General features: G+C 74.7%; 3 protein-coding genes. All 3 read right to left on the minus strand.

The features are described 5' to 3' along the window. Window positions 1-11 precede the first annotated feature (11 nt). Genes H5965_RS03130 through H5965_RS03140 form a run of 3 tightly spaced genes read right to left on the minus strand, consistent with a single transcriptional unit; the run spans window position 12 to window position 25,463 of the window. Window positions 12-5,093, minus strand: coding sequence for a polyketide synthase (locus tag H5965_RS03130; RefSeq protein ID WP_310968485.1), 5,082 nt, complete (start codon window positions 5,091-5,093; stop codon window positions 12-14). A 32-nt stretch (window positions 5,094-5,125) separates the two neighbouring features. After that, the gene (locus H5965_RS03135; protein ID WP_396136854.1) at window positions 5,126-10,390 is read right to left on the minus strand and encodes a beta-ketoacyl synthase N-terminal-like domain-containing protein; all 5,265 of its coding nucleotides are present in this window, start codon (window positions 10,388-10,390) and stop codon (window positions 5,126-5,128) included. Between the two features lie 10 nt (window positions 10,391-10,400). Next, the gene (locus H5965_RS03140; protein ID WP_310967779.1) at window positions 10,401-25,463 is read right to left on the minus strand and encodes a type I polyketide synthase; all 15,063 of its coding nucleotides are present in this window, start codon (window positions 25,461-25,463) and stop codon (window positions 10,401-10,403) included. Between the last annotated feature and the right edge of the window lie 10 nt (window positions 25,464-25,473).

The raw sequence follows: 25,473 nt of genomic DNA on the forward strand, positions 1-25,473 counted from the left end.
CTCGAACCGGGTCAGGCGAGGCCCAGCTCCTCGTCGATGAAGTCGAGGACTTCGTCGGCGGACGCGGCCTCGAGCCGGTCCGCCAGCGTTTCGCCGTCCGGGTCGTCGCTCACCCCGTTGCACCGGGCCACCAGGCCCTGCAGCCGGAGGGTGAGGCCGGTCTTCGTGGATTCGTCGAGGACCAGCCCGCCGAGCAGGGCCTCGACGTCTTCGAGCCGGGCGTGCACGACCGAAAGCGCGTCGTCGCCGGCGCCGAGTTCGTCGCGCAGGTACCGGGCGAGGACCAGCGGGGTCGGGTAGTCGAAGGCGAGCGTGGCGGGCAGTTTCAGCCCGGTGCTCTCCCGCAGCCGGTTGCGCAGGTCGACCGAGGTGAGCGAGTCGAACCCGGCGTCCTTGAACGCGGTGTCGGCGCGGACGGCGTCCGGCCCGGCGTGCCCGAGCACCGCCGCGACCTGGTTCCGCACCAGGTCGACGAGCAGGGCCTCCTGCTCGTCCGCGCCCAGCCCGGCCAGCTTCCGCAGCAGGTCGTTGTCCACTGTGGACGCGCTCTGCGCCTGCCGCCGCCCGGTCCGGACCAGGCCGCGCAGCAGGGGCGGCACAGTGCCGCCGGCCCGGACCTCCCGCAGGTCGAGCTTGACCGGCACGAGCAGCGCGGGCCGGGCGGCCAGCGAGGCGTCGAACAGGGCCATGCCCTCCTCGGCCGTGATCGGCCGCACGCCGCCGCGGCTCATCCGGGCCTGGTCGGTGCCGCCGAGGTGCGCGGTCATGCCGGTGGCCTGCTCCCACAGGCCCCACGCCAGCGACAGGCCGGGCAGGCCCGCGGCCCGGCGGCTCGCCATCGCCGCGTCCAGGAACGCGTTCGCGGCCGCGTAGTTGCCCTGGCCGGGCGAGCCGAAGACGCCGGAGCCGGAGGAGAACACGACGAAGGCGTCGAGGTCGAGGTCGCGGGTGAGTTCGTCGAGGTGGCGGACGGCGTCGACCTTGGGCGCGAAGACCTTGGCCAGCCGGTCCGGGGTGAGCGTCCCGATGACGCCGTCGTCGAGGACGCCCGCGGTGTGGATGACGCTCGCCGGGCGGTGTGCGTCGAGCAGGGCGGCCACCTGGTCGCGGTCGGCCAGGTCGCAGGCGACGACGGAGACGTCCGCGCCGGCGGCGGTGAGGTCGGTGACCAGGTCCTTCGCGCCATCCGCGTCCAGGCCACGGCGGCTGGCCAGGACCAGGTTCCGCACGCCGTGCCGGGCGACCAGGTGCCGGGCCACGAACTCGCCGAGCACCCCGGCTCCGGAGACCAGGACCGGCCCTTGGAGGCCGGACACCGGTGCCGCGTCGGCGCGGGCCAGGCGCGGGACGTGGAGGGCCGCGCCGCGAACGGCGACCTGCGGCTCCCCGGTGGCCAGCACCGCGCCGAGCGGGACTTCGCCGTCGGTGTCCAGCAGGACGATCCGGTCCGGGTTTTCCGCCTGCGCCGACCGGACCAGGCCCCAGACCGCCGCCGCGGCCGGGTCGGTGACCGGGGTGTCCCCGGCGGGCACCGCGCCGCGCGTGACGACGACCAGCCGCTCCGCCTCCGGCTCGGTCAGCCAGGTCTGCAGCTTCTCCAGGACGCGGGTGGTCGCCGCGAGCGGGGACTCGCCGCCGGGGACTTCCAGCACGTCGGCGACGCCGCCGGCTTCGTGACTCCCGGGGAGTTCGATCCAGTTCACCTGGAACAGCGAGTCCTGGGTGCCGCTCGGCGGCCCGACGGACACCGGCCGCAGCACCACTTCCCTGGCCGTGACGACCAGGTTGCCGGCGCCGTCGACCGCTTCCAGGGCACCTCCAGGCGCCAGCCGGACCCGTAGGGTCGACGCGCCTTCGGCGTGCAGGGTCAGGCCGCGCCATTCCATGGGCTGCGTCAGGCCGTCGTCGCCGGACAGGGCCGCGTTCAGGAGCGCCGGGTGGAGGACGAAGGCGCCGGCGTCGACGCCGTCGGGCAGGGAGACTTCGGTGACGATCTCGTCGCCGGCCTGCCCCGCGCCCGTCGGCGGCGTCGCCGAGAGGGTGCCGGTGGCGTGCCGGGTCCACTCGTCGGTGGCGTCTTCGGGCTGGGCGTGCACTTGCAGGGTCCGGGTGCCGTCTTCGGCGGGTCCGGACACGCTGACCTGCACCCGGATCGCGCCGCGTTCGGGCAGGACCGGCGGTGTCTCGATGACGAGCTCGTCCAGCACCGGGGTCCCGGCCTCGTCCCCGGCCCGGACGGCCAGTTCGACGAGCGCGGTGGCGGGTACGACCACGACGTCGTCCACGGTGTGGCCGGCCAGCCACGGCTGTGACTTCAGGGACCACTGCGAGGTGAAGACCAGGCCACCGGTCTGCGGCAGCCGCACCACCGGGCCGGCCGAATCGGTCGCCGTCTCGAGGTACCGCAGCCAGTAGTGCCGGTGGTCGAAGGCGTACGTCGGCAGGGCGACCCGAGCGGGCGGGACCAGCGTGGCCCAGTCGACGTCGGCGCCGCGGACGAACAGCTCGGCCATCGACGTCAGCAGCCGCCGCAGGCCGCCGTCGTCGCGCCGGAGCGTCCCGGTGACGACGGCGTCGTCGGCGATCTCGCTGATCGCTTGGACGAGCACTGGGTGCGCGCTGACCTCGACGAACACGCCGTGCCCCTGCGCGACCAGCTCGGCCACGGCCGGGCCGAAGCCGACCTGGTTGCGCAGGTTCCGGTACCAGTAGCCGCCGTCGAAGACGCCGGCGTCGCGGATCCAGTCGCCGGTCAGGGTGGAGAAGAACGGGAGCGAAGGCGCCTGGGCCTCGATCCCGGCCAGCGCCTCGGCCAGTGGCTCCTGGATGTCCTCGACGTGCCGGGTGTGCGAGGCGTAGTCCACGGCCACCCGCCGGACCCGGATTTCCTGGCCCGCCAACGCTTCGAGGGCCTGGTCGAGGGCTTCGGCGTCCCCGGCGATGACGACCGACGACGGGCTGTTGACCGCGGCCACCTCGACCCGGTCCGCCCACGGCGTCAGCTGGGCGAGCGCGTCTTCCTCGCTCAGCGCGACCGACGCCATGCCGCCGCGTCCGGCCAGCTTCGCCGCGATGGCCTGGCTGCGCAGGGCGACCACCTTCGCGGCGTCCTGCAGCGACAGCGCCCCCGACACACAGGCGGCGGCGATCTCGCCCTGCGAGTGGCCCACCACCGCGTCCGGCCGGACGCCGACCGACTCCCACACCGCGGCCAACCCCACCATCACCGCGAAGCAGGCGGGCTGCAGCACGTCGACGCGCTCCAGATCGCCCTCGCCGCGGAGGACCTCCAGCAGCGACCAGTCGATCCACGGCTCCAGCGCGGCGGCGCACTCGGCGATCCGCTCGGCGAACACCGGCGAGGCGTCCAGGAGTTCCCGGCCCATGCCGACCCACTGCGAGCCCTGGCCCGGGAACACCCACACGACCTTCCCCGGCGAACCGGCCCGGCCGGTGACCGCGGCCGCGTCTTCCCCGCGGGCCAGCGCTTCCAGGGCCGCCACGGCCTCGTCCCGGGTGCCCGCCAGCACGACGGCCCGGTCGTCGAACCGGGAGCGGCCGGACACCAGCGCTCCGGCCACGCTCCCGAGGGGCTCGCCGGACGTCCCGAGGAACGCGGCCAGCCGCCCGGCCTGACCGGCCAGCGCCCCGCGGGCCGACAGCACCAGCGGCACGACCCCGGCGGGCGGTTCGACCGCGCCGGGCGGCTCTTCCTCGGGCGCTTCTTCCAGGATGAGGTGGGCGTTGGTGCCGCTGATCCCGAACGAGGACACCCCGGCCCGGCGCGGACGGCCTTCGCGCGGCCACTCCCGCGCCTCCGTCAGCAGCGAGACCGCGCCCGCCGACCAGTCGACCTCGGTGGACGGCTGGTCGATGTGCAGCGTCGGGGGCAGGACGCCGTGGCGCAGGGCCTGCACCATCTTGATCACGCTGGCCACGCCCGCGGCCGCCTGCGTGTGCCCGATGTTCGACTTGATCGACCCGAGCCACAACGGTGTCTCGCGGTCCTTGCCGTAGGTGGCCAGGAGGGCCTGCGCCTCGATCGGGTCGCCGAGCGTCGTGCCGGTGCCGTGGCCTTCGACGGCGTCCACATCGGACGGTGCCAGGCCGGCTTCGGCCAGTGCGGCGCGGATCACCCGCTGCTGCGACGGGCCGTTGGGCGCGGTCAGGCCGTTCGACGCGCCGTCCTGGTTCACCGCGATGCCGCGCAGTACCGCCAGGACCTCGTGGCCGCGCTCGCGGGCGACCGACAGCCGCTCCAGCACGACCACGCCGACGCCCTCGGCCAGCCCCATCCCGTCGGCGCTGTCGGCGAACGCCTTGCAGCGCCCGTCCAGGGCGAGCCCGCGCTGCCGCGAGAAGGACACGAAGGAACCGGGCTGGGCCATCACCATCGCGCCGCCGGCCAGGGCCATCGAGCAGTCACCGCGCCGCAGCGCCTGCGCGGCGAGGTGCATCGCCACCAGCGACGACGAGCATCCGGTGTCGACGGTGACCGCCGGGCCCTCGAAGCCGAGGACGTACGACACGCGGCCGGACGCGATGCACGGCGCCGCGCCGGTGCCGACGAAGCCCTCCAGCTCCGGGGCGACCACGCCGCCGCCGGCGCCGTAGCCCATGCTCGCGACCCCGGTGAAGACGCCGACGTCGCTGCCCTTCAGCGAAAGCGGGTCGGTGCCGGTGCGTTCGATGGCTTCCCAGGACGTCTCCAGCAGCAGCCGCTGCTGCGGGTCCATCGCGACGGCCTCGCGCGGTGAGATCCCGAAGAACCCCGCGTCGAAGAGGCCGGCGTCGTGGAGGAAGCCGCCCTGGTCGGTGTACGTCGTGCCCGGGCGGTCGGGGTCCGGGTCGACCAGGCCGTCGACGTCCCAGCCACGGTCGGCGGGGAACGCGGAGACGGCGTCGGTCCCGTCGGCCACCAGCCGCCACAGGTCCTCGGGCGAGGCGACCCCGCCCGGGTAGCGGCACGCCATGGCGACGATGGCGATCGGCTCGCGCGCCTGCTCTTCGACCTCGCGCAGCCGCGTGCGGGCGTCGCGGGCGTCGGCGATCGCCCGCTTGAGGTAGTCGCGGAGCTGTCCCTCGTCAGCCACTGAACTCAACTCCCAATTTCACGTGTGCGGTTTCAGTCGAGCCCGTCGACGAGGGCGAAGAGCTCCTCGTCGCTGGCCGTGTCGAGATCGTCGGTCTGGTCCGGCCGGGCTTCGGCGGTCTTGAGCAGTTCCCGCAGCCGCGCGGTGATCCGGTCGCCGTCCGGGCTGTCGGCGACGGCCGTGATGGCCGCCTCAAGCCCGGCGAGGCCGGCCAGCACCGCGTCCGCGGGGGACGCTTCCTCGACGGCGAGTTCCGTCCGCAGGTGCCGGGCCAGTTCTAGGGGGTTCGGGTGGTCGAAGACCAGCGTGGCGGGCAGTTTCAGGCCGGTTGCCTCGCGCAGCCGGTTGCGCAGTTCCACCGACGTCAGCGAGTCGAACCCGGCGTCCTTGAACGCCGCGTCGGCGCGGACGCCGGAGCTGTCGGCGTGCCCGAGCACCACCGCGACCTGCCCGCGGACGAGGTCGAGCAGCAGCGTTTCCTGGTCGGCGACGGTGAGCCCGGCCAGTTTGCGGGCCAGGCCGCCGTCGTCGCCGGACGCCGTGCGCGCCGCCTGCCGGCTCGCCCGGACCAGGCCGCGCAGCAGGTGCGGGACGGTGCCGCCGGCGGCCGCGTCGGCCCGGACCTCGCGCAGGTCGAGTTCGATCGGCACCAGCAGGGCTTCTCCGGCCGCGAGTGCGGCGTCGAACAGCGCCATGCCCTCGGCGGACCCGAGCGCCCGGACGCCGCCGCGGCCTTCCCGCCGGCTCATCCGGGCCAGGGTGAGGTCGTCGATGGTGCCGGCCATGCCGGTGAGCTGCTCCCACGGGCCCCAGGCCAGCGAGAGGCCGGGCAGGCCGGCCGCGCGGCGGGCGGCCATCAGGCCGTCGAGGAAGGCGTTCGCCGCCGCGTACCCGCCGCTGCCCGCGCCCATGAAGATGGCGGAGGCGGACGAGTAGACGATGAACGCGTCGAGGTCGGCGTCGCGGGTCAGCTCGTCGAGGTGGCGGCCGGCGTCCACCTTGGGGGCGAAGACCTTGGCCAGCCGGTCGCGGTCGAGTGCCCCGGTGACACCGGCGTCGAACACGCCGGCCGTGTGCACGACCGCGGTCACCGGGTGCTCCTCGAGGAGCGCGGCCACCTGGTCGCGGTCGGAGATGTCACAGGTCACCGCGGACACCGACGCGCCGTGCTCGGTCAGTTCGGTGATGAGGTCTTCGACGCCGTCGGCGTCCCGGCCGCGGCGGCTGGCCAGCACGAGCCGGCGCACGCCGTGCCGGGTGACGAGGTCGCGGGCCGCGAGCGCGCCGAGCGTCCCGGCCCCGGAGACCAGGACCGTCCCGTCCGGGCGGAAGGTCAGGGGCGCTTCGGCCGGTTCGGTGACCCGGGCGAGCCGCGGCACCGAGAACGTCGTGCCGCGCAACGCCAGCTGCGGCTCGCCGGTGGCCAGGACCGCGTCCAGGGGCACCTCGCCGTCGGTGTCGAACAGGACGAACCGGTCCGGGTTCTCCGACTGCGCGGCCCGGACCAGGCCCCACACCGCGGCCCCGGCCGGGTCGGTCACCTCGCGGACGGCGCCGCGGGTCACCACGACGAGCCGGGCTTCGTCCGGCGCGTCGGTGAGGAACGCCTGCACGGCCTCCAGGACCCGGCTGGTCAGCGCCAGGGGCTCCGCGCCGAAGGCTTCCAGCACCTCGGCCCGGCGCGCCGGGATCACACTGTCCACAGTGGTCAGTTCGGGCCAGTCCACCCGGTACAGCGAGCTGGTGCGCGCGGTGTCGAGCTGATCGAGGGCGACTTCGCGCAGGATCAGCGAGGCCAACGTCAGGACCGGGGCGCCGGTCTCGTCGGCGGCCTCGACGGTCAGCGCGTCCGGTCCGCCGGGCGCGACCCGGACCCGCAGGCCCGCGGCCCCCGCCGCGTGCAGCGCCAGCCGGTTCCAGGAGAACGGCATGACCGACTTGCCGGGCTGTCCGGACGCGGCCGCGGAGATCGTCCCGGTCTGCAGGGCCGCGTCGAGCAGCGCGGGGTGCAGGCCGAACCGGACGGCGTCGTCCCGCCGGTCTTCGGGCAGGGTGACCTCGGCGAACACCTCTTCGCCGCGCTGCCACACCGCCCGCACGCCCTGGAACAGCGGCCCGTACGCGTATCCGCGCTCGGCGAGGTCGGGGTAGAAGTCGCCGATCTCGACGCGCTGTGCGTCCGGCGGCGGCCACGCGGTGAAGTCGAACCGGGTGCCGGTGGCCGGGGTCGCCGAGACCGTGCCGGTCGCGTGCCGGGTCCACCCGCCGTCGCGCTCGGAGTGGATGTCGACCGTGCGCGTGCCGTTCCGGTCCGGGCCGCTCACCGTGACCTGGACGTTCACACCGCCCTGCGCGGGCACGACCAGCGGCGCCTCGGTCACGAGCTCGTCGAGGACCGGGCAACCGGCCTCGTCCCCGGCCCGCACGGCCAGCTCGACCAGCCCGGTACCGGGGAAGAGCACCACGCCGCCGATGGTGTGGTCGGCCAGCCACGGGTGCGTCCGCAGCGACAGCCGCGAGGTGAACAGGAGGCCGTCCGACTGCGGCAGCCGCACGACCGCGCCGAGCAGCGGGTGCCCGGCCTCGGCCTGGCCGAGCGAGACGGCGTCCGCCTGCGCGGCCGGCCGGAGCCAGAAGTGCTGATGGTCGAAGGCGTACGTCGGCAGATCGACCCGGGCGGGCGGGACCAGCGTGGCCCAGTCGACGTCGATGCCACGGACGAACAGCTCGGCCATCGACGTCAGCAGCCGCCGCAGGCCGCCGTCGTCGCGCCGGAGCGTGCCGATGACGACCGCGTCGTCGGCGATCCCGCTGATCGGCTGTACCAGCACCGGGTGCGCGCTGACCTCGACGAACACGCCGTGCCCCTGGGCGATCAGGGCTTCCACCGCCGGGCCGAAGCCGACCTGGTTGCGCAGGTTCCGGTACCAGTAGCCACCGTCCAGGACGTCGGCGTCCTGCACCCACTCGCCGGTGACGGTCGAGAGGAACGGCACGGCCGGGGCCTGCGCGGTGATCCCGGCCAGTGCCTCGGCGAGGGTGTCGCGGATGTCCTCGACGTGCCGGGTGTGGGAGGCGTAGTCGACGGCGACCTGCCGGACGCGGACGCCGTCGCCGGCCAGCACTTCCAGGGCCTCGTTCAGCGCCTGGGCGTCCCCGGCGATCACCACCGAGGACGGGCCGTTGACCGCGGCGACCTCGATCCGGCCGTCCCACAGCGCCAGCCGCGCGTCCGCCTCGGCTTCGCTCAGCGCGACCGACGCCATCCCACCGCGGCCGGACAGCCGCGCCGCGATCGCCTGGCTGCGCAAGGCCACCACCTTCGCGGCGTCGTCCAGCGTCAACGCGCCCGACACGCAGGCCGCGGCGATCTCGCCCTGCGAGTGCCCGACAACGGCGTCCGGCCGGACCCCGACGGACGCCCAGACGGCGGCCAGCCCGACCATCACCGCGAAGCACGCGGGCTGCAGCACGTCGACGCGGTCCAGATCGCCTTCGCCACGGAGGACGTCGAGCAGGGCCCAGCCGGTCCACTGATCGAGGGCGGCCGCGCACTCCTTGATCCGCTCGGCGAAGACCGGCGAGGCATCCAGGAGCTCCCGGCCCATGCCGACCCACTGCGTTCCCTGGCCCGGGAACACCCAGACGATCTTGCCCGGCTTGCCCGCGGACCCGGTCAGGACGCCGGGCGCGGCCTCACCGCGGGCGAGCGCAGCCAGTCCCGCACGGGCTTCCTCGTCCGAACCGGCCACGACGACCGCGCGTTCCTCCAGCACCGCGCGCCCGGACACCAGCGCCCCGGCGAGCTGCGCCAGGGGCACGTCCAGCCCGGTCAGCCGGCCGGCCTGCCCGGCCAGGGAACCGGTGCTGCGCGCGGAAACCACGAGCGGAACGACGGCCACCGGACCCGGCACCGGAGCGGCGGGCTCGGCGGGGGCTTCCTCGATGATCAGGTGCACGTTCGTGCCGCTGACCCCGAACGAGGACACCCCGGCCCGGCGCGGCCGCTCGCCGCGCGGCCACTCGCGGCTCTCGGTCAGCAGTTCCACCGCGCCTTCGGTCCAGTCCACCTGCGAGCTGGGCTCGTCGACGTGCAGGGTCGCCGGCATGACGCCGTGCCGCAGGGCCTGGACGACCTTGATCACGCTGGCCACGCCCGCGGCGGCCTGGGTGTGGCCGATGTTGGACTTGAGGGAGCCGAGCCACAGCGGCGTCTCCCGCTCCTGCCCGTAGGTGGCCAGCAGCGCCTGCGCCTCGATGGGGTCGCCCAGGCTCGTCCCGGTGCCGTGCGCCTCGACGAGGTCCACATCGGACGGTTCGAGGGCGGCGTTCGCCAGCGCGGCGCGGATCACCCGCTGCTGCGAAGGGCCGTTCGGGGCGGTGAGGCCGTTGGACGCGCCGTCCTGGTTCACCGCGCTGCCCCGCAGCACGGCCAGCACCTGGTGCCCGCGCTGCCGGGCGACCGACAGCCGCTCCAGCACGACCACGCTGATGCCCTCGGCGAGCACCATGCCGTCGGCGCCCGAGGCGAACGCCTTGCACCGGCCGTCCGCGGCCAGTCCCCGCTGCCGGGAGAAGACGACGAACGAATCGGGGCCCGACATCACCATCGCGCCGCCGGCCAGTGCCATCGAGCAGTCGCCCTGGCGGAGGGCCTGCGCGGCGAGGTGCATCGCGACCAGCGACGACGAGCACGCGGTGTCGATCGTGACGGCCGGGCCTTCGAACCCGAACACGTAGGACACCCGGCCCGACGCCACGCTCGACGCCAGCCCGGTGCCCGCGAAGCTCTGCATCTCCGGCCCGGTCAGGCCGCCGCCGTAGCCCGAGCCGCCGGCGCCGGTGAACACGCCGACGTCGGTGCCCTTCAACGACGTCGGGTCGAGGCCGACGTGTTCCAGCGCTTCCCAGGACGCCTCCAGCAGCAGCCGCTGCTGCGGGTCCATGGCCAGCGCTTCCCGCGGCGAGATCCCGAAGAAGCCCGGGTCGAACAGGGCCGCGTCGTGGAGGAAGCCGCCTTGGTCGGTGTACGACGTCCCCGCGTGGTCGGGGTCCGCGTCGAACAGGGTGTCCAGGTCCCAGCCGCGGTCGGTGGGGAACTCCGACACGGCGTCGCCGCCCTCGGCCACCAGCCGCCACAGGTCGGCGGGGCCGGTGACGCCGCCGGGCAGCCGGCACGCCATGCCGACGATCGCGATCGGCTCGCTGGCGGCGGTGACCCGCTTCTTCAGCGTGCCGACCTCTTCGAGGGACTTCCGCAGCGCCTCGACGACCTTTTCATACGACGCACTCACCACTTGCTCCCCATCACTCGTCGCCGAAAGCCAGTTGCACGAGGTCGTCGACACCGAGGTCGGCGATCGACGGCTCTTCGGTCACGACGGCCGCGAGCGCGTGCCGCAGCCGGTCGCCGTCCGCGCCGTGCCCATTCCCGGTGCTCTCCGGCACCAGCCGCGCGCTCAGGTACCGGGCCACGGCCAACGGGTTCGGGTAGTCGAAGACCAGCGTGGCGGGCAGCTTCAGGCCGGTTGCCTCGCGCAGCCGGTTGCGCAGCTCCACCGACGTCAGCGAGTCGAACCCGGTGTCCTTGAACGCGGTGTCCGGGCGGACCGCCTCCGGGCCGTCGTAGCCGAGCACGACCGCGACCTGCCCGCGCACCAGGTCGACGAGCCGCGCCTCCCGCTCGGCCGGGGCGAGCCCGGCCAGCCCCTGGTCCACAGTGGACACCGAACGGGCCTGGCTCCGGGCCGGCCGCACCAGGCCGCGGAACAGCACCGGCACCGCGCCAGCGCGCAGGGCGACCAGGTCGAGCTTGATCGGCACCAGCAGCGATTCGGCCATCCGCAGCCCGAGGTCGAACAGCTCCAGGCCCTCGGCCCGGCTCAGTTCCAGGACGCCGTTGCGGCCGGCCCGCGCGTGGTCGACCTCGCTGAGGTGGGCGGCCATGCCGCTGCTGCGTTCCCACAGGCCCCAGGCCAGGGACAGGCCGGGCAGGCCCGCGGCCCGGCGGTGGGCCATCGCCGCGTCCAGGAAGGCGTTGGCCGCCGCGTACGGGCCCTGGCCGCCGCCGCCCATCACGCCGGCGACGGACGAGAACACGACGAAGGCGCCGAGGTCCCGGTCCCGGGTGAGCTCGTCGAGGTGGCGGACCGCGTCGACCTTCGCCGCGTAGACGTTCGCCAGCTGCTCGGGGGTCAGCGCCTCGATCACGCCGTCCTCGAAGACGCCGGCGGTGTGCACCACCCCGGTCAGCTCCGGGAGGTCCGCGACGAGAGCGGCCACCTGGCTCCGATCCGAGACGTCACAGGCCACAAAGGACACGTCCGCGTCGGGCAGGTCACTGATCAGGTCTTTCGCGCCGTCGGCGTCCAGGCCCTGCCTGCTGGCCAGGACGAGCTTCCGCACGCCGTGGCGGGTCACCAGGTGCCGGGCCACCAGCGTGCCCAGCGATCCGGCGCCCGAGACCAGGACCGTGCCGTCCGGGTCGAACGCGGCGGGCGTGTCCGCGATCCGGGTGGCGCGGGTCAGCCGGGGCACGAGCAGGGTCGTGCCGCGGACCGCGAGCTGCGGCTCGCCCGAGGCCAGGACGGCGTCCAGGGGGAGTTCGCCGTCGGTGTCCAGGAGGACGATCCGGTCCGGGTGTTCCGCCTGGGCGGACCGGACCAGGCCCCACACCGCCGCCGCCGCGGGGTCGGTCAGCGTGTGGTCGCCCCCGGCGGGGACCGCCCCGCGCGTGACGACGACCAGGCGTTCCGCTTCGGGTCCGGCCAGCCACGCCTGGAGCTTCTCCAGCACCCGGGTGGTCGCGGCCAGCGCGGAGTCACCTCCGGCGACCTCCAGGACTTCGGCGTCCTCCACGGCGGCCGTCAGCCGGCCCACGGGGAGTTCGGTCCAGCCGACGCGGAACATCGCGTCGTGGCCCGGGCCGGCCGCGGCGCCCAGCTGCTCGGCCGAAACCGGCCGGGACACCAGCGAGTCCATGGTCAGGACCAGGCCGCCGGTCTCGTCGGCGGCTTCGACGGACAGCGCGTCCGAGCCGCTCGGCGAAAGCCGGACCCGCAGGGCCGAGGCACCGGCGGCGTGCAGGACCAGGCCGTTCCACGCGAAGGCGAGCACCGGCTCACCGGGCTCACTACCGACGGTCGCGGCCTGCAGGGCCGCGTCGAGCAGCGCCGGGTGGACGCCGAACCGGCCCGCGTCCTTGCGCAGGTCCTCGGGCAGCACGACCTCGGCGAAGACGTCGCCATCGCGCCGCCACACCGCCCGCAGCCCCTGGAACGCCGGCCCGTAGCCGTAACCCCGGTCGGCGAGGCCGGTGTAGAAGGTGCCGACGTCGACGCGCTCGGCGTCCGCGGGCGGCCAGGCCCGGAAGTCGAACGCCGCGGCCTGGGCGGGCGCCGACGACAGGACGCCGGTGGCGTGCCGCGTCCAGCCGGTGCCGCCGTCACGCTGCGAGTAGACGTCCACCGTGCGCGAGCCGGTCTCGTCCGGGCCGCTCAGCGCGACCTGGACCCGGACCGCGCCCTGGGCGGGCACGACCAGCGGCGCCTCGATGATCAGCTCGTCGAGGGCGGTGCACCCGGCTTCGTCACCGGCCCGCACGGCCAGTTCGGCCAGCCCGGAGCCCGGGACGATCACGACGCCGCCGACCGCGTGGTCGGCCAGCCACGGGTGCGTCCGCACCGACAGCCGCGAGGTGAAGACCAGGCCGTCGGACTGCGGCAGTTCGACGACCGCGCCGAGCAGCGGGTGGTCGGCCGCCGCCTGGCCCAGCGAGGCCGCGTCGGTCGCGGACTCGGCCGGCCGGAGCCAGTAGTGCCGGTGGTCGAAGGCGTACTTGGGCAGGTCGACCCGGCCGGCCGGAGGCAGGACCGCGGTCCAGTCGAGCGCCACACCCCGGACGAACAGCTCGGCCATCGACGTCAGCAGGCGGCGGAGGCCACCGTCGTCGCGCCGCAGCGACCCGGTCACCACCGCGTCGTCGCTGATCTCGCTGAGCGGCTGGACCAGCACCGGGTGCGCGCTGACCTCGACGAACACGCCGTGGCCCTGGCGGCCGAGCTCGGCCACCGCCGGGCCGAACCCCACCCGGTTGCGCAGGTTCCGGTACCAGTAGCCGCCGTCCACGACACCGTCGGTGATCCAGTCGCCGGTGAGCGTCGAGAAGAACGGCACCTCCGGGGCCTGCGCCTCGATCCCGGCCAGGGTTTCGGCGAGCAGGTCCTCGATGGCTTCGACCTGATTGGTGTGGGACCCGTAGTCCACGGCCACCCTCCGGACGCGGACGTCCTGCCCGGACAGCGCTTCGACGACCTCGTCGAGGGCCCGGGCTTCCCCGGCGATCACCACGGAGGTGGGGCTGTTGACCGCGGCCACCTGGACCCGGTCGGCCCACGGCGCCAGCCACGCGGTGGCTTCTTCTTCGCTCAGCGCGACCGAGGCCATGCCGCCGCGGCCGGCCAGCCGGGTGGCGATCGCCTGGCTGCGCAGGGCCACGACCTTCGCCGCGTCCTGCAGCGACAGCGCGCCCGACACGCAGGCGGCGGCGATCTCGCCCTGGGAGTGCCCCACCACGGCGTCCGGCCGCACGCCGGCGGCCTGCCACACCGCGGCCAGGCCGACCATCATCGCGAAACTGGCCGGCTGCACGACGTCGACGCGGTCCAGCAGGTCGGCGTCCCCGCGCAGCACGTCGAGCAGCGACCAATCGGTCCACGGCTTCAGCGCCGCCGCGCACTCGGCGACCCGCTCGGCGAACACCGGGGACTCTTCGAGCAGCGCCCGGCCCATGCCGGCCCACTGCGAGCCCTGGCCCGGGAAGACCCAGACGAGCTTGCCCGGCGCCCCCGCCCGGCCGGTGACCACCGCGGCGGTGTCTTCGCCGCGGGCCAGCGCTTCCAGGCCCGTTACGGCTTCTTCGCGGGAGCCCGCGACGACGACCGCGCGTTCGGTCAGCGCGGCCCGGTTCGTCACCAGTGCCCGGGCCACGCCCGCCAGCGGCGCGTCACCCGCCGCGAACCCGGCCAGCCGGCCGGCCTGGGCGGCCAGCGAAGCCGTGCTGCGGGCGGAAACGACGACCGGCACCACGGGCACCTCGGGCGTGGGCACCGGCTCTTCGGCGGGCGCCTCTTCCAGGATCAGGTGCGCGTTCGTGCCGCTGACGCCGAACGCGGACACCCCGGCCCGGCGCGGCCGGCCGGTGCGCGGCCACTCGCGAGCCTCGGTCAGCAGTTCGACCGCCCCGGCGGACCAGTCCACCTCGGGAGTCGGTTCGTCGACGTGCAGCGTCGGCGGCAGGACTTCGTGCCGCAGCGCCTGCACCATCTTGATCACGCCCGCGACCCCCGCCGCGGCCTGCGCGTGGCCGATGTTCGACTTGAGCGAGCCGAGCCACAACGGCGTCTCGCGGTCCTTGCCGTAGGTGGCGATCAGGGCCTGCGCCTCGATCGGGTCACCCAGCGTGGTCCCGGTGCCGTGCGCTTCGACGGCGTCCACATCGGACGGTGCCAGCCCGGCACTGGCCAGGGCCCGCCGGATCACCCGCTGCTGCGAAGGTCCGTTCGGGGCGGTCAGGCCGTTGGACGCGCCGTCCTGGTTGACCGCGCTGCCGCTCAGCACGGCCAGGATCCGGTGGCCGCGTTCGCGGGCCACGGAAAGCCGTTCGAGGACGAGCACGCCGACGCCCTCGGCCCAGCCGGTGCCGTCGGCCGCGGCGGCGAACGCCTTGCAGCGCCCGTCGACGGCGAGGCCCCGCTGGCGGGAGAACTCCACGAACGCACCGGGGTTCGCCATCACCGTCGCACCGCCGGCCAGTGCCATCGAGCACTCGCCCTGCCGCAGGGACTGCGCGGCGAGGTGCATCGCGACCAGCGACGACGAACACGCCGAGTCGATCGTCACGGCCGGGCCTTCGAACCCGAACACGTACGACACCCGGCCGGACGCCACGCTCGACGACCCGCCTGTGCCCGCGAAGCCCTCCAGCTCCGGGGTGACGACGCTGTCCCCCGGCGCCACGTAGCCCTGGCCGAACATGCCGGTGAACACGCCGACATCGGTGCCCTTGAGCGAAAGCGGGTCGACCCCGGCGTCTTCCATGGCCTCCCAGGAGGACTCCAGGAGCAGCCGCTGCTGCGGGTCCATGGCGACGGCTTCGCGCGGCGAGATCCCGAAGAAGCCCGCGTCGAAGAGGCCGGCTTCGTGCAGGAACCCGCCGTGCCGGGTGTAGGTCTTGCCCGGACGGGCCGGGTCCGGGTCGTAGATGCTCTCGAGGTCCCAGCCGCGGTCGGCCGGGAACTCCGACACCGCGTCGCGGCCCTCGGCGACCAGGCGCCAGAGGTCCTCGGGACCGGCGACACCGCCCGGCAGGCGGCAGGCCATGCCGACGATGGCGATCGGCTCGTCGAGGTCGGCCTTCGCGGCCGCCGCGGTCACCGGCGTCTCGGCCGCGCCGCCGAGTTCCTCGCGCAGGTGCCGGGCGAGGGCCTGGGGGTTCGGGTAGTCGAAGACCAGCGTCGCGGGCAGCTTGAGCCCGGTGGCGGTCCGCATCCGGTTGCGCAGCTCGACCGCGGTCAGCGAGTCGAAGCCGGCGTCCTTGAACGCGGTGTCCACGCGGACGGCGTTCGCGTCGGCGTGCCCGAGCACGGCCGCCACCTGCGCCCGGACCAGGTCCAGGAGCAGGGTGAGCTGGTCCGCCGGGGCGAGGCCGGCCAGCCGGGCGGCCAGTCCAGTGTCCACAGTGGACGCCGTGCGAGCCTGCCGGCGGCCCGCGCGGACCAGGCCGCGCAGCAGGTGTGGCACGGTCCCGCCCGCGGCGGCGTCGGCGCGCACCCCGCGCAGGTCCAGCTTGGCCGGCACCAGCAGCGATTCCGCTGACGGCAGGGCCGCGTCGAACAGGTCCATGCCCTCGTCCTGGGTCATGATCTGCAGGCCGCCGCGGCGGCTCATCCGGGCCCGGGTGGCTTCGTCGGTGTTGGCCGCCATCCCGGTGCTCTGGTCCCAGAGGCCCCACGCCAGCGACAGGCCCGGCAGGCCCGCCGCCCGGCGGTGGGCCATCAGGCCGTCCAGGAAGGCGTTCGCCGCGGCGTAGCTGCCGCTGCCCGCGCCCATGAACACCGCCGAGACCGAGGAGTAGACGACGAAGGCGTCGAGATCCCGGTCGCGGGTCAGTTCGTCGAGGTGCCGGACGGCGTCGACCTTGGGGCCGAACACCCGGGCCAGCCGGTCCCGGTCGAGCGTCTCGATGACACCGGCGTCGAGGACGCCGGCGGTGTGCACCACGGCGGTCGGCCGGTGCTCGTCGAGCAGAGCGGCCACCTGGGCGCGGTCGGAGACGTCACACGCCACCACCGACACTTCCGCGGCCAGGTCGGCGACCAGCTCCGCCACACCCTCGGCGTCCGGGCCCCGCCGGGAAGCCAGCACCAGCCTCCGCACGCCGTGGCGTTCGACCAGGCGCCGGGCGACCAGGCTGCCGAGCGCGCCGGCGCCCGAGATCAGGACCGTCCCGTCCGGGCGGAACACGGCGTCGCCGCCCTGCTCCGCGCGGGCGATCCGGGGCACGAAGAACTTCCCGCCGCGCACGGCGACCTGGGGCTCGTCGCTCGCCAGGACCGCACCGAGCGGGAGTTCGCCGTCGGTGTCGAGCAGGATGATCCGGTCGGGGTTTTCCGCCTGCGCGGCCCGGACCAGACCCCACACGGCCGCTCCGGCCGGGTCGGTCACGTCACGGACCGCACCGCGGGTCACCACGACCAGCCGGGCTTCCTCCCCCGCGCCGGCGAGGAACGTCTGCACGGCTTCCAGCACCCGGGCGGTCAGGTCCAGGGGCTCCTCGCCGGACGCTTCGAGCACCTCGACCTGATCCGGCACCGCATCGTCCACAAGGGACACTTCGGTCCAGTCGACCCGGTACAGCGATCCCGCGCGGGCCTGCCCGGCCGAGAACTGCCGGGCCACGACCGATTCCGCCGTGACGACCGGGCCGCCGGTTTCGTCCGCCGCCTGGAGGACGCCGCCGGGCACCAGCCGCACCCGCAGCGCCGAGGCGCCCGCGGCGTGCAGGACCACGTTGTGCCACTCCGCCGGCTGCTCGTCGTCGGCGAGGGCCGGGCGCAGGGCCGCGTCCAGCAGCGCCGGGTGGATGCCGAACGCACCGGCGTCCTGCCCCTCGGGCAGCGAGACCTCGGCGAAGAGCTCCTCGCCGCGCCGCCACCCGCCGTCGGCCTGTTCGGCACCGGCGGGCGGCCACACCGTGAAGTCGAACGGCTCGGACGCCGGGGCGGTGGCCGCGAGGTGCCCGGTGGCGTTCCGGGTCCAGTCTTCGTCGCCTTCGCGCTGCGAATACACGTCGACCGTGCGTTCGCCGCTCACGACGACCTGCACCCGCAGGCCACCGCTCTCCGGCAGGACCAGAGGTGTCTCGACGGTCAGGTCGGTGAGGACCGGGCACCCGGCTTCGTCCCCGGCCCGCACGGCCAGCTCGACCAGGGCGGAGCTCGGGACGCCGTCGGCGAGCCACGGGTGCGTCCGCACCGACAGCCGCGAGGTGAAGACCAGGCCGCCGGACTGCGGCAGGGGAACGACCGCCCCGAGCAGCGGGTGATCGGCCCCGGCCAGGCCCAGCGCGGGCGCGTCGGCCGCGGCGGGCGGGCTGAGCCAGAAGTGCTGGTGGTCGAAGGCGTACGTCGGCAGCTCGACGCGGGCCGGCGGCGCCATCGTGGTCCAGTCGACCGGGACGCCCCGGACGAACAGCTCGGCCATCGAGGTCAGCAGCCGCCGCGTCCCGCCGTCCTGCCGCCGCAGGGTTCCGGTGACGACGGCGTCGACCTCGGTGCCGTCCACCACGTCGGTGATCGGCTGGACCAGCACCGGGTGCGCGCTGACCTCGACGAACACGCCGTGGCCCTGGGTGAGCAGCTCGGCCACGGCCGGGCCGAAGCCGACCTGGTTGCGCAGGTTCCGGTACCAGTAGCCGCCGTCGACGACCCCGGCTCCGGTGATCCATTCGCCGGTGACGGTCGAGTAGAACGGCACGACCGGTGCCTGGGCGGTGATCCCGGCCAGGGTCTCGGCGAGGGTGTCCTCGATGTCTTCGACGTGCCGGGTGTGGGACGCGTAGTCCACCGCCACCCGCCGGCCACCGAGGGCTTCGACGGCCTCGGTGAGCGCTTCGGCGTCACCGGCGATCACCACCGAGGCCGGGCCGTTGACGGCGGCGATCTCGACCCGCCCGTCCCACGGTGCGAGCCGCGCGGCCACCTCGTCGTGGCTCAGCTGGACCGACGCCATGCCCCCACGGCCCGACAGCTCCGCCGCGATCGCCTGGCTGCGCAGCGCGACCACCTTCGCGGCGTCCTCAAGGGACAGTGCACCAGCGACGCAGGCGGCGGCGATCTCGCCCTGGGAGTGGCCCAGGACGGCGTCCGGCACGACCCCGGCCGACGCCCACACGGCGGCCAGCCCGACCATCACCGCGAAACACGCGGGCTGCAGCACGTCGACGCGGTCCAGGTCACCCTCGCCACGGAGGACGTCCAGCAGCGACCAGTCGACCCACGGCTCCAGCGCGGCCGCGCATTCGGTGATCCGCTCGGCGAACACCGGGGACGCGTCGAGGAGCTCGCGGCCCATGCCGGCCCACTGCGTGCCCTGGCCGGGGAACACCCACACGGTCTTGCCGGGCATTCCGGCGGTGCCGGTGACCAGGCCGGTCGCGCTCTCGCCGCGGGCCAGTGCGGTCAGGCCCTCGCGGGCTTCCGCGGCCGAGCCGGCCACGACGACGGCCCGGTCGGTCAGCGTCGCCCGGGTCGACAGCAGGGCCCCGGCCACGCGGGTCAGCGAGACGTCGCCTTCGAGGAAGTCCGCCAGCCGGGCGGCCTGGCCCGCCAGGGATGCGGTGCTGCGCGCGGACACCACGACCGGCACGACACCGTCGGGCACGTCCGCCTCGGAAGGCTCCTCGGCGGGCGCCTCTTCGAGGATGAGGTGCGCGTTGGTGCCGCTGATGCCGAACGACGAGACGCCGGCCCGGCGCGGGTGGCCGTTGCGGGCCCACTCGCGGCCTTCGGTCAGCAGCTCGACCGCGCCCGCGGACCAGTCCACCTGCTTGGTGGGTTCCTGCACGTGGAGGGTCGGCGGCAGGGTGTCGTGCCGCAGCGCCTGGACCATCTTGATGACGGCCGCCACGCCCGCGGCGGCCTGGGTGTGGCCGATGTTCGACTTCAGCGAGCCGAGCCACAACGGCGTCTCGCGGTTCTTGCCGTAGGTGGCCAGGAGCGCCTGCGCCTCGATCGGGTCGCCCAGGGCGGTGCCGGTACCGTGCGCCTCGACGGCGTCCACTTCGGACGGTTGCAGCCCGGCCGTGGTCAGCGCGGCCCGGATCACCCGCTGTTGCGACGGGCCGTTCGGGGCGGTGAGGCCGTTCGACGCACCGTCCTGGTTGACCGCGCTGCCGCGGAGCACGGCCAGCACCTGGTGCCCGCGCTCGCGGGCCACCGAAAGCCGTTCGAGGACGACGATGCCGACGCCCTCGGACAGGACGGTCCCGTCCGCGCCGTCGGCGAACGCCTTGACCCGGCCGTCCTCGGCCATGCCGCGCTGCCGCGACATGCCGATCACCCCGATCGGCGAGCCCATCACGGCGACCCCGCCGGCCAGCGCCATCGTGCACTCGCCCTGCCGGAGTGCCTGCGCCGCGAGGTGGATCGCCACCAGCGACGACGAGCACGCCGTGTCCACGGTGACCGCCGGGCCTTCGAACCCGAAGGTGTAGGACACCCGGCCGGAGGCCACGCTGCCCGCGGTGGCCGTGGTGACGAAGCCTTCGAGTTCGGCGGGCATGTTGCTCAGGGACTCGAGGTAGTCGTGGATGGAGACGCCGGAGAAGACGCCGACGGCGTCGCCGCGGGCCTTCGTCGGGTCGATGCCCGCGCGCTCCAGGGCTTCCCAGGACGCTTCGAGCAGCAGGCGCTGCTGCGGGTCCATGGCCAGGGCTTCGCGCGGCGAGATGCCGAAGAAGCCCGGGTCGAACTGGGCGGCTTCGTGCAGGAAGCCGCCTTGCCGGATGTAGGCCGTGCCCGGGCGCTCCGGGTCGGAGTCGAACAGGCCGTCCAGGTCCCAGCCGCGGTCCTCGGGGAACGCGGACATGCCGTCGCGGCCTTCGGCGACCATCCGCCACAGGTCGTCCGGGCTCAGCACCCCGCCCGGCAGGCGGCAGGCCATGCCGACGATGGCGATCGGCTCGCCCGCGTCCGCGGCGACCGCGGTCGGCGCGGCGGGCGCCCCGGCGACGGTCTCCCCCAGTTCCTCACGCAGGTGCCGGGCGAGCGCGACCGGCGTCGGGTAGTCGAAGACGAGCGTGGCGGGCAGCTTGACGCTCGTCGCCGCGCTCAGCCGGTTGCGCAGCTCGACCGCGGTCAGCGAGTCGAAGCCGAGGTCGCTGAACCCCTTGGTGCCCTGGGCCAGCTCGGGCGCGTTGAAGCCGAGCACCGCGGCCGCCTCGGTCTGGACGATGCCCAGCAGGACCGCTTCCTGCTCCTCGGCTGGCCGCCCGGCGAGCTTGTGGACCAGACCGCCGCCACCACTGGCGGCCGCCGTCCGGGCCACCCGGCGGCTCGCGCGGACCAGGCCGCGCAGCAGGTGCGGGACCTCCCCGCCGCCGCGCAGGGTCTTCAGGTCGAGCTTGATCGGGACCAGCAGCGCCTGCTCGGAAGCCAGGCCGATGTCGAAGATGTCGAGGGCCTCGGCGGGCGTCATGGCGAGCACGCCGCCGCGGCTCATCCGGGCCTGGTCGGTGGCGGACAGGTGCGCGGTCAGGCCGTCGGCCTGCTCCCACAGGCCCCACGCCAGGGACACGCCCGGCAGACCCGCCGCCCGGCGCCCGGCCATCAGGCCGTCGAGGAAGGCGTTGGCCGCCGCGTAGTTGCCCTGCCCGGCCGAGCCCATGAGCGCGGCCGCGGAGGAGAACACGACGAAGGCGTCGAGGTCGCTGTCCCGGGTCAGCTCGTCGAGGTGCCGGACGGCGTCGACCTTGGGCGCGAACACCCCGGCCAGCCGCTCGCGGTTCAGTGCTCCGATGACGCCGTCGTCGAGCAGGCCGGCCAGGTGCACGACGCCGGTCGGGCGGTGCTCGGCCAGCAGCGCGGCGACCTGGTCGCGGTCGGAGACGTCGCAGGCGACCACGGACACGTCCGCGCCCTGCCCGGTCAGCTCGGCGAGGAGGTCCTCGGCAGCCACGCCTCGACGACTCGCGAGGACCAGGCGCCGGACGCCGTGCCGGGCGACCAGGTGCTTCGCCACGAGCGCGCCGAGCGAGCCGGTGCCGCCGGTGAGCAGGACCGTCCCGTCCGGACTGAACACCGCGGGCGCATCGGGCACCTCGCCGGCCGCGCGGGCCAGCCGCGGGACGGAGAACGCACCGCCGCGCACCGCGACCTGCGGCTCGCCGGTGGCCAGCACCGCACCCAGCGGCAGCTCGCCGTCGGTGTCGACGAGGACGATCCGGCCCGGGTTCTCCGCCTGGGCGGCCCGCACCAGGCCCCACACGGCGGCCCCGGCCGGGTCGGTCACCTCGCGGACCGCACCGCGGGTCACGACGACCAGGCGGGCTTCCTCGGCCGCGCCGTCGAGCCACGCCTGCACGGCTTCCAGCACCCGGCTGGTCAGGTCCAGGGGCGCACCGCCGACGGCTTCGAGCACCTGGACGTGGTCCGTGGCGACGGTTTCGGCCGCGGGCAGGTCGACCCAGTCCACCTGGAACAGCGAGTCGCGCTCCTCGCCCGCCGCCGTCTCCAGCTGCGCGGCCGAAACCTCGCGGGACACCAGTGAATCCATGGTGACGACCAGGCCACCGGTCTCGTCGGCGGCCTGGAACGTCAGTGCGTCCGGCCCGCCCGGCGCGACCCGCACCCGCAGCGCCGAAGCTCCCACGGCGTGCAGGACCAGGCCGTTCCACGCGAACGGCAGCACGTTGCGGTCGTCGTCCGGGTTGGCGAAGGCGTTGGTGTGCAGAGCGGCGTCCAGCAGCGCGGGGTGGAGGCCGAACTTGCCGGCGTCCTCGCGGTGGTCGTCGGGCAGCGCGACCTCGGCGAACACCTCGTCACCGCGGCGCCAGACCGCCCGCATGCCCTGGAACGCGCCGCTGTAGGCGTAGCCGCGTTCGGTCAGGTCGGAGTAGAAGTTCCCGACGTCGATCGGCTCGGCCCCGGCGGGCGGCCAGGCGGCGAAGTCGAAGCGGCCCGGTTCCCGGGACGTCGACGCGCCGAGGAGGCCGGTCGCGTGCCGGGTCCAGTCGTCGCCGTCGTCCCGCATGGAGAACACGTCCACCGCGCGGGAGCCGGTTTCGTTCGGCCCGCTCACCGCGACCTGCACGCGGACCCCGCCGCGTTCGCCGAGCACCAGCGGCGCCTCGATGACGAGCTCTTCCAGGACGCCGAAGCCGAGTTCGTCCCCGGCCCGCAGGGCGAGGTCGACGTAGACCGTGCCCGGGATGAGCACGACGCCGCCGATCGCGTGCCCGGCCAGCCACGGGTGCGTCTTCAGCGACAGCCGCGAGGTGAAGACCAGGCCGTCGGACTGCGGCAGCGGGACGACCGCGCCGAGCAGCGGGTGGTCGGCCCCGGCGAGACCCAGCGAAACCGCGTCGGTCGCCGCCCCGCCCATCCGCAGCCAGTAGTGCTGGTGGTCGAAGGCGTACGTCGGCAGCTCGACCCGCCGGGACGGCGGAAGCACGCCGGACCAGTCCACGGTCACGCCGCGCACGAAGAGCTCGGCCGCCGAAGCCAGCAGGCGCCGGAGCCCGCCGTCCTCGCGCCGCAGCGTCCCGGTCACGACGGCTTCGGCGTCGTCGACGAGTTCGTTGATCGGCTGGACCAGCACCGGGTGGGCGCTGACCTCGACGAACACCCGGTGACCCTGCTCGAGCAGGGCGGCCACGGCCGGGCCGAACCGGACCTGGCGGCGCAGGTTGCGGTACCAGTAGCCGCCGTCGAGGACGCCGGCGTCTTCGACCCACTCGCCGGTGACGGTCGAGTAGAACGGCACCTCCGGGGCCTGCGCGCGGATCCCGCCGAGCATCTCGGCCAGTGCGTCGCGGGCGGCTTCGACGTGCCGGGTGTGGGAGGCGTAGTCCACCGCGACCCGCCGGATCCGGACCCCCTGGTCGTCGAGCGCGTCGAGGGCTTCGTCCAGGGCTTCGGCGTCGCCGGCGATGACCACGGACGTCGGCCCGTTGACCGCCGCGACCTCCACCCGGCCCGCCCACGGCTCGATCCGCGCGGTCGCGTCCTCTTCGCTCAGCGCGACCGAGGCCATCCCGCCGCGGCCGGCCAGCGAGGCGGCGATCGCCTGGCTGCGCAACGCAACCACCTTCGCCGCGTCGTCGAGGGACAACGCGCCCGACACGCACGCGGCCGCGATCTCGCCCTGCGAGTGGCCCACCACGGCCTCGGGCTCGACGCCGAGCGAGGCCCACACGGCCGCGAGCCCGACCATCACGGCGAAGCTCGCCGGCTGCACGACGTCGACCCGGTCCAAGAGATCGGCGTCGCCGCGGAGGACATCGGTCAGCGACCAGTCGACCCACCGGCCGAGCGCGGTCTCGCACTCGGCGATCCGGGCGGCGAACACCGGCGAAGCGTCGAGGAGCTCGCGGCCCATCCCGGCCCACTGCGTCCCCTGGCCCGGGAAGACCCAGACGACCTTGCCCGGCGCACCCGAGCCGCGGCCGGTCAGCAGGCCGGGGGCACTCTCGCCGCGGGCCAGCGCCTGCAGCCCGGTGACGGCTTCTTCGTTCGAACCGGCAACGACGACCGCGCGTTCGCTGAGCATCGCGCGGCCGGACACCAGCGTCCCGGCGACGTCCGCGAGCGGAACGTCGCCGACCTCCGCCAGCCGACCGGCCTGGGCCGCCAGCGAAGCCGCGGTCGCGGCCGACACCACCAGCGGCACGACGCCCGCGGGCGCCGGCTCGTACGTCACCGGCTCCTCTTCGGGCGCTTCTTCGAGGATCATGTGCGCGTTGGTGCCGCTGGCGCCGAACGCGGAGATCGCGCCACGGCGCGGGTGGCCGTTGCGCGGCCACTCGCGGCCTTCGGTCAGCAGCTCGATCGAGCCGGCCGACCAGTCGACCTGCGGGGTGGGCGCGTCGACGTGCAGGGTGGCCGGGAGCTGCCCGTGCCGCAGCGACTGGATCATCTTGATCACGCCGGCCACGCCGGACGCCGCCTGCGTGTGCCCGACGATCGACTTGACCGAGCCGAGCCACAACGGCGTCTCGCGGTCTTTCCCGTAGGTGGCCAGCAAAGCCTGGACCTCGATCGGGTCGCCGAGCACGGTCCCCGTACCGTGCCCCTCCACCGTGTCCACATCGGACGGTGCCAGCCCGGCGGCGGCGAGGGCCTTGCGGATGACGCGCTGCTGGGCCGGGCCGTTCGGCGCGGTCAGGCCGTTCGACGCGCCGTCCTGGTTGACCGCGCTGCCGCGAATGACGGCCAGGACCTGGTGCCCGCGTTCGCGGGCCACCGAGAGCCGCTCCAGCAGCAGGACGCCGACGCCCTCGGCCCAGCCGGAGCCGTCGGCGGCCGCGGCGTAGGACTTGCAGCGCCCGTCGAAGGCCAGGGCGCGCTGCCGCGCGAAGCCGACGAACCCGCCCGGCGTGGCCATCACGGTCGAGCCACCGGCCAGGGCCATCGAGCACTCACCGCGGCGAAGGGCTTGTGCGGCAAGGTGAATCGCCACCAGCGACGACGAGCACATGGTGTCGACGGTGACCGCGGGGCCTTCGAGGCCGAGCGTGTACGCGACCCGGCCGGAGGCGACGCCGCCCGCGGTGCCCAGCGCGCGCTCCAGGCTCATGAAACCCTCGAACCCGCTGAGGTCGGGGGCGTAGTCCTGGTGGACGACCCCGGCGTAGACGCCGATGTCGCTGCCCCGCACCGAATGCGGGTCGATGCCGGCCCGTTCGAGGGTCTCCCAGGACACCTCCAGGAGCTGCCGCTGCTGCGGGTCCATGGCGAGGGCCTCGCGCGGCGAGATGCCGAAGAACCCGGCGTCGAACTGGGCCGCGTCCTGCAGGAAGGCGCCTTCGCGCACGTACGTCGTGCCCGGGTTGTCGGGGTCCGGGTGGTAGAGGCCTTCGACGTCCCAGCCGCGGTCCTCCGGGAAGCCGGTGTAGACGTCGGCGCCTTCGGACACCACGCGCCAGAAGTCCTCCGGGCCGCGGATCCCGCCCGCGTAGCGGCAGGCCATGGAGACGATCGCGATGGGCTCCGCCGCGGCCGCGGTGAGCGCGGCGTTCTCCTGCTGGAGGCGGACGTTCTCCTTCAGCGAAGCGCGCAGTGCGTCAACGATCTGCTCGTTCGGCGCGGACATGTTCTTCCTC

The organism is Amycolatopsis sp. 505 (assembly GCF_031625235.1).
Lineage (GTDB): Bacteria > Actinomycetota > Actinomycetes > Mycobacteriales > Pseudonocardiaceae > Amycolatopsis.

What these genes read in the sequence shown, in the direction of transcription:
- H5965_RS03140 (WP_310967779.1), bottom strand. Translation starts at nt 25,463, where the DNA reads ATGTCCGCGCCGAACGAGCAGATCGTTGACGCACTGCGCGCTTCGCTG.